Here is a 5,952-nt window from a genome sequence, read left to right on the forward strand (position 1 = left end):
GCTGGGTGACGAGCGGCGCGAGGGCGGGATCGTAATGGCCGAGCATGGCCCAGGCCGCACCGTCGCTTGCCAGGATGACGTCGCCCGCCGTGGCGCGCGCGGCGAGCCGGGCCGCCGCCAGATCCCAGCGGGGCTTGGTTTCGGCATGGTAGTAGGGCGCGAGATTGAACAGCAGCACGGCGGCGGCGGCCGGCAGCGCCGCCAGCCTCGCAGGTGGCGGCAGGGCTTCGATGCCGAGGCCGGCGAGAACGAAGAAGGGCGGCGCGCTCCAGAGCAGGTAGCGCGGCAGCATCACCGGGTGGACGAGCGAGACGACGCCGAGGGCGATCGGCAGGCCAAGCCAGACGATCAGCAGCACCAGTGCCTCGGCGCGGGCGCGCCGGAGGCGCCAGAGACCGAGGATGGCGAGTAGCGCCATTGCGGCGGCGAGCCCGGGCAGGACGGGTGGCAGCAGCCGCATCGTCACCATCGTCGCGTCGCGCATGAAATAGAGACTGGCGGCGTCGGCCCACAGGAACGATGCGGAAGGCGGCGGAATCCAGGCGAACCCTGCCATCGGACCCTGGGGCGGCACCAGCAGCAACAAGGCATAGGCCGGCGCCACCAGCAACAGGAGGGCGGCATTCAGCGCGACCCAGCGGCGGAGAAGCCCGATGCGGTCGCGGCTCCGCGGCAGGGCGGCGGCGAGTATCGCGAGCGTCGCCGCCGCCAGCCAGGGAAGCGCATCCGGGAGCACCAGCAGCGCGCCCGCGGTGCCGAGACCGAAATTCAGCCAGGGGCGGCGGCAGGGCGCATCGGGCGCGCGCACGAGGCCAAGCAGACCGTGCAGCGCCAGCAGCAGGGGCGCCATCATCAGCGTGTAGGACCGGGCTTCCTGGCCGAATGCGACCTGCAGCGGCGCGAAGGCCATCAGCAGGCCGGCAAGCCAGGCGCCGCTCCGTCCGCCGGCCGACCAGGCGATGGCAAAGACCAGCGCCGCGCAGGCGGCCCCGGCGAGTGCCGGGACAAGGCGCAACGCCGCCACCTGCGCGGCCTTCGGCGCGAGCAGTAGCGCGGCGCGCTCGATCACGAAAAAGCCCGGCAGATGGTGGTTGCGCAGCGAATCGAGCACGAGGCCGTGCAGCGGCCGTCCGGCGCGGGTGAAGGTGATGACCTCATCCAGCCAAAGCGGCTTGGCCCCGAGCCCGTGCAGGCGTGCCGCGAGCGACGCCGCGAAAACCAGCCCGATGCCCGCCAGAAGTCCGGCCCGCTCGCTGCGATGATCCGACGCCGCCCGCATCGCGACAGAATGACGCCGGCGTGTAACGGATCGACGACGTTCGGTGTCGGCTGCGTTTCGATTGCGTTCTCAATTCTTTGTTAACCCGGTTGGGGCATGGTGTCGGCGGATCGAGGAGCGGGCCAGTCGCATGGCCCGGCGGGAGTAGAGGAGCGGATGAGCGGGCAGGCTCGAACGAACAGGACCGACAGCGCGACACAACTCGCGCAGGAGGAGATCGACTCGATTCTCTCGGGCGGGGGCGCTCTTGAGGACGACGCTCTGCAACCGGAGCCGGAAGCAGAGCAGGAAGCCAGCCGGCTGCTTTATGGCCGGGCGGACAGCTATGAGCGGCTGCCGATGGCGGAAGTCGTCTTCGAGCGGCTGTCGCGAATCCTGGCCGGCTCGCTGCGCAACCTGTTTCAGGACAATGTGGAAGTCCGGCTGACGCGGCTGGCCTCGCGGCGGTTGGCAGACAGCTTTGCCGAGATCGCGCCGATGGCGCTGCTGGGCGTGTTCCGCGCGCGGGAGTGGGACAATCTCGGGCTGATCCATGTCGACGCCATGACGGTGAGCAACCTGACCGAGATCCTGCTCGGCGGCCGTCGGGTTGCCGCCGCGACCGGACAACTGCCCAAGCCGGTGACCTCCATCAGCCGCAACCTGACCGAGCGGCTGATCCGGGTGGTGCTGCACGATCTTAGAAACAGTTTCGCGCCGATCTGCGACGTGACGTTCGATTTCGAGCGCACCGAGACCGATCCGCGATTCGCGACGATCGGACGGAATTCGGGCGTGGCGCTGACCGCGCGGCTCAGCCTGCACTCGGCAGGGCGCAACTGCATGATCGACATCATCCTGCCCTTCGCGACGCTGGAACCGGTGCGCGAACTGCTGCTGCAGCAGTTCATGGGCGAGAAGTTCGGCCGCGACTCCATCTGGGAAAGCCATCTCGCCGAGGAACTCTGGCACACGGATATCGAACTCGAGGCCGTGCTCGACGAACAGACGATGAAGTTGGGGGCGGTGATGGACCTGCGCGTCGGCGACATCATCCCGATCAATGCGCCGCGCGGCTCGGACGTTACGCTGCGCTGCGGCAGTGTGGATCTGTTCGCCGGCCGCCTTGGCGTGCGGCACGGCAGGCTGGCCGCCGAAATCCGGGGTTGGATCTCGCGCGAGCGGGAATAGCTCCGCCCGGCCTGGCCCGGATCGCGAATTATGCCCTGTTCGAGGTTCGCGATTCGATTGCTGCGTGATTCAGGAAGCGGGCTCGACGATCCGGGGGAACAAGCCGGACGGCGGCGGCAGAACTGCGCCAGCGTCGAGCGGGGTGGCGAGTGACGCGAAACCCCGCCGATCCGCCGGAAGGGCAAGCTGGTCCAGCAGTTTCGCCATGGCTTCCGGCATGAAGGGCTGCAGCAGGATGCCGACGACGCGCAGCGCCTCGCAGAGGGTCCGCAGCACAGTCAGCATCCGCTGCGGGTCGGTCTTGCGCAAGGCCCAGGGAGCCTGGTGGTCGATATAGGCGTTGGCGGCGCGGACGAGTTTCCAGACCTCCTCGATCGCCTCCTGATAGGCCAGGCGATCCATCGCATCGCGCATGCGGTCCGGCAGGCCGTCGGCGATGGCGCGCAGCGCGTGATCGGCCTCGGCGGCGGGACCCGCTTCGGGCACCACGCCGCCAGCGTTCTTGGCGATGAAGGAGAGCGTGCGCTGGGCGAGGTTGCCGAGATCGTTGGCGAGCTCGACATTGATCCGCGTGATGACCGAACGGCGGGAGAAATTGCCGTCGTTGCCGAAGGGCATTTCGCGCAGCAGGCAGAAGCGCAGCTGGTCGAGCCCGAATTCCGCGATCAGCGGCTCGACGGCCAGGGCATTGTTGAGCGACTTGCTCATCTTCTCGCCCTCGATCGTCCACCAGCCATTGGCGAAGATGCGGCGGGGAACCGGCAGGCCGGCGGCCATCAGCATCGCCGGCCAGTAGACGGCGTGGAAGCGGGTGATTTCCTTGCCGACCAGATGCAGGTCCGCCGGCCAGTATTTCATCAGCGGCGCGTCCATGTCCGGATAGCCGCAGGCGGTGAGATAGTTGGTCAGCGCGTCGATCCAGACATACATGACGTGATCGGGCGCGCCGGGCACCGGAATGCCCCATTTGAAGCTGGTGCGGCTGATCGAGATGTCGCGCAGGCCGGAGCGGACGAAGGAGAGCACCTCGTTGCGGCTGGAAGCGGGCTGGATGAACTCCGGATTGTCTTCATACAGTTTCAGAAGACGATCCTGGAACGTGCTGAGTTTGAAGAAATACGAGGGTTCGCGCACCCACTCGACCGGCGCGCCGAAGGGCGAGCGCTTGATGCCGTCCGCGCCGGTGACGAGCTCGCTTTCATCGTAGAAGGCCTCGTCGCGGACGGCGTACCAGCCCTCGTAATGGCCGAGCTCGATGGCCCCTGCCCGCTCGATCGCCTGCCAGATCGCCTGGCAGGAGCGGATGTGGCGGGGCTCGGTGGTGCGGATGAAATCGTCGTTCGAGATGTTCATCGCCTGCGCCATGGCGCGGAACTCGCCGGCGATGCGGTCGGTGAACTCTTGCGGGGCGATGTTGTTCGCGCGGGCGGTGGCCTCGACCTTCTGGCCATGCTCGTCGGTGCCGGTGAGGAAATGCACGTCGAACCCGTCGAGCCGCTTGAAGCGCGCGAGCACGTCGGCGGCGACCGAGGTGTAGGCGTGGCCGATATGGGGCGCGCCGTTCACGTAATAGATCGGGGTCGTGATGTAGAATTTTCGGGTCATGGCACTCGGAGAAGCTGGAGCATGGTCAGAACCGCCGCACGCGGGTCGAGATTGAGACCGTCGACCTCCGCCGCGATCCTGCCGAAGTCCTGCCAGAGGCGGGCGCGGCCATCAAGCGCGGGCGACGGTTTGGCACGGGCGGCGGCACGGGTTTCGGTGGCCAGGGCGGCGCGCAGCAGGTCGGCGAAGGTGGCGAACCCGTCATCGGCGCGGGCGATCGTATCGGCGATGGCGGCGTCGCGCGCGGGCGGGAGCGGACCGGCGAGCGCTTCGCCCACGAGGCCGGCCAGGGCGAGGCCATCGGCATCGGCGAGGGACAAGGCGCGGCCGATCGAGCCTTCGGCCAGCGCGGCCAGGGCCGTGCGGCGTTCGGCGGGAAGGTCGGGCAGAGCGGCCGCGAGCAGGCTGCTGACGGTGTCGACCGGCAGCGGGTCGAGGTCCAGCCGGCGGCAGCGGCTGCGGATGGTGGGCAGCAGGCGGCCGGGCGCGTGGCAGACCAGCAGCCAGATCGCCCGCGCCGGCGGTTCCTCGAGCAGCTTGAGCAGCGCGTTGGCGGCGTTGCGGTTCAGCGCCTCGGCCCCGTCGACGATGACGACGCGCCACCCCCCCTCGCCCGGTGTGAGCCGCAGGAAGCGGCCGGCGGCGGCGACCGTGTCGACCACGATTTCGCCCTGCATCCGCTTGCGCTTCTCGTCGTAGCGGCGCTCGATGACCAGAAGGTCGGCATGCGCGCCGGTGGCGATGCGGCGGAAGGCGGGATCGCGCGCGGGGAGCGACAGGTCTGGCGTGCGGGCGCCGGCGAGCAGCCAGCGGGCGAAGCGGAAAGCGAGCGTGGCCTTGCCGATTCCGGGCGGGCCGGCGATCAGCCAGGCATGGTGCAGGCGCGCGCCGGTCGCGGCGCGGAAGAGTTCGGCAACGGCGTCGTCATGGCCCCGAAGCTCGGGATTGGCGCGGGGCGGCAGCATCAGGCGATGGCGAGGCCGAGCCGGGCGCGGATGAGGCCGGCGAGGGTTTCGGTGACGTCCTCGATCCCGCCGGCGGCATCGACCAGGACGCAACGATCCGGCTCGGCAGCCGCGATGGCGCGGAAGCCGTCAGCGACGCGGGTGGCAAAGCCGGTATCGAACTGTTCGTAGCGGTCGGCGGCGCCGCCGCGGTGCGCCAGTCGCGCATGGGCGATGGCGTCCGGCAGGTCGAGGATCAGCGTGAGATCGGGCGTGGCGCCGATCATCGCGCCGAGGGTTGCGATCGCCGCGCGGTCCACGCCCAGGCCGTGGCCCTGATACGCCATCGTCGAGTCGGTGAAACGGTCGCACAGCACGACGGCGCCGTGTTCGAGCGCCGGGCGGATGATGGCCGCGACATGGTCGGCGCGGGCGGCGAAGACCAGCAGCGTATCGGCCAGCGGCGCGAAATGGCGCGCGGGGTCGAGCATCAGCGCGCGAATCGCTTCGGCCCCGGGCGTGCCGCCCGGCTCGCGGGTGGTCAGAACCTCGTGCCCGGCGGCGCGAAGCCGGGCGGCAAGGCGGGCAATCTGCGTCGACTTGCCGGCCCCCTCCCCGCCTTCGAGCGTGATGAAGACGCCCTGCCGGCTCACCGGACCACGATCTCGGCGCCGGCGACGCCGCGGTCGAGCAGCGAACGCAGCGCCGCATCGGCGGCGGGCACGCTGGCATAGGGGCCGAGGCGCAGCGCATAGAGGGTGCGGCCGCCGGCGGATTGCGGGAGGATCGCGCCCGGCATGCCGGCGAGCCGCGCGCGCATGTTCATGGCGTCGGTGGTGGACCCGAAGCCGGGGATTTCGACATAGAGCGGGCCGGGCGATGGTGGTGCGGTGCGCACCACGCCGGACAGGCGCTCGACAGCGCCGGGGACGCCGGCCGGATGCGCGGTGGCTG

General features: G+C 69.8%; 6 protein-coding genes. 1 reads left to right on the plus strand and 5 read right to left on the minus strand.

Annotation, left to right across the window (positions count from 1 at the left end; all coding sequences use genetic code 11):
* Nucleotides 1-1,279, minus strand: a 1,279-nt coding sequence (locus APM_RS09770; protein WP_007423206.1) for a hypothetical protein, incomplete at its 3' end; no start/stop codon positions are given.
* 156 nt (nt 1,280-1,435) lie between these two features.
* Between APM_RS09770 and APM_RS09775 the strand changes: the two genes are divergently transcribed.
* Nucleotides 1,436-2,449 carry a flagellar motor switch protein FliM gene (locus APM_RS09775; protein ID WP_007423207.1) on the plus strand — a complete coding sequence of 338 codons (1,014 nt, stop codon included), beginning with the start codon at nt 1,436-1,438 and terminating at the stop codon, nt 2,447-2,449.
* A 69-nt stretch (nt 2,450-2,518) separates the two neighbouring features.
* Here the strand turns inward: APM_RS09775 and metG are convergent, their stop codons facing one another.
* The 4 genes from metG to APM_RS09795 all read right to left on the minus strand — a co-directional run.
* Nucleotides 2,519-4,054 carry a methionine--tRNA ligase gene (metG, locus tag APM_RS09780; RefSeq protein ID WP_007423208.1) on the minus strand — a complete coding sequence of 512 codons (1,536 nt, stop codon included), beginning with the start codon at nt 4,052-4,054 and terminating at the stop codon, nt 2,519-2,521.
* Nucleotides 4,051-5,019 (minus strand): DNA polymerase III subunit delta', encoded by a 969-nt coding sequence (locus APM_RS09785; RefSeq protein WP_007423209.1) that lies wholly within the window; start codon nt 5,017-5,019, stop codon nt 4,051-4,053. Before APM_RS09785 ends, metG begins: the two co-directional genes overlap by 4 nt.
* The gene (gene tmk / locus APM_RS09790) at nt 5,019-5,651 is read right to left on the minus strand and encodes a dTMP kinase (RefSeq protein WP_007423211.1); all 633 of its coding nucleotides are present in this window, start codon (nt 5,649-5,651) and stop codon (nt 5,019-5,021) included. The genes APM_RS09785 and tmk overlap by 1 nt, the downstream gene beginning before the upstream one ends.
* Nucleotides 5,648-5,952: SPOR domain-containing protein (locus APM_RS09795; protein ID WP_007423210.1), on the minus strand; the 305-nt coding region annotated here is incomplete at its 5' end. The genes APM_RS09795 and tmk, both read right to left, overlap by 4 nt.

The sequence above is a fragment of the Acidiphilium sp. PM genome (genome assembly GCF_000219295.1).
Lineage (GTDB): Bacteria > Pseudomonadota > Alphaproteobacteria > Acetobacterales > Acetobacteraceae > Acidiphilium > Acidiphilium multivorum.

Excerpts from the sequence above, each read along its gene's own strand:
- metG (WP_007423208.1), bottom strand. The coding sequence starts at position 4,054 with ATGACCCGAAAATTCTACATCACGACCCCGATCTATTACGTGAACGGC.
- APM_RS09785 (WP_007423209.1), bottom strand. The coding sequence starts at position 5,019 with ATGCTGCCGCCCCGCGCCAATCCCGAGCTTCGGGGCCATGACGACGCC.
- APM_RS09775 (WP_007423207.1), top strand. The coding sequence starts at position 1,436 with ATGAGCGGGCAGGCTCGAACGAACAGGACCGACAGCGCGACACAACTC.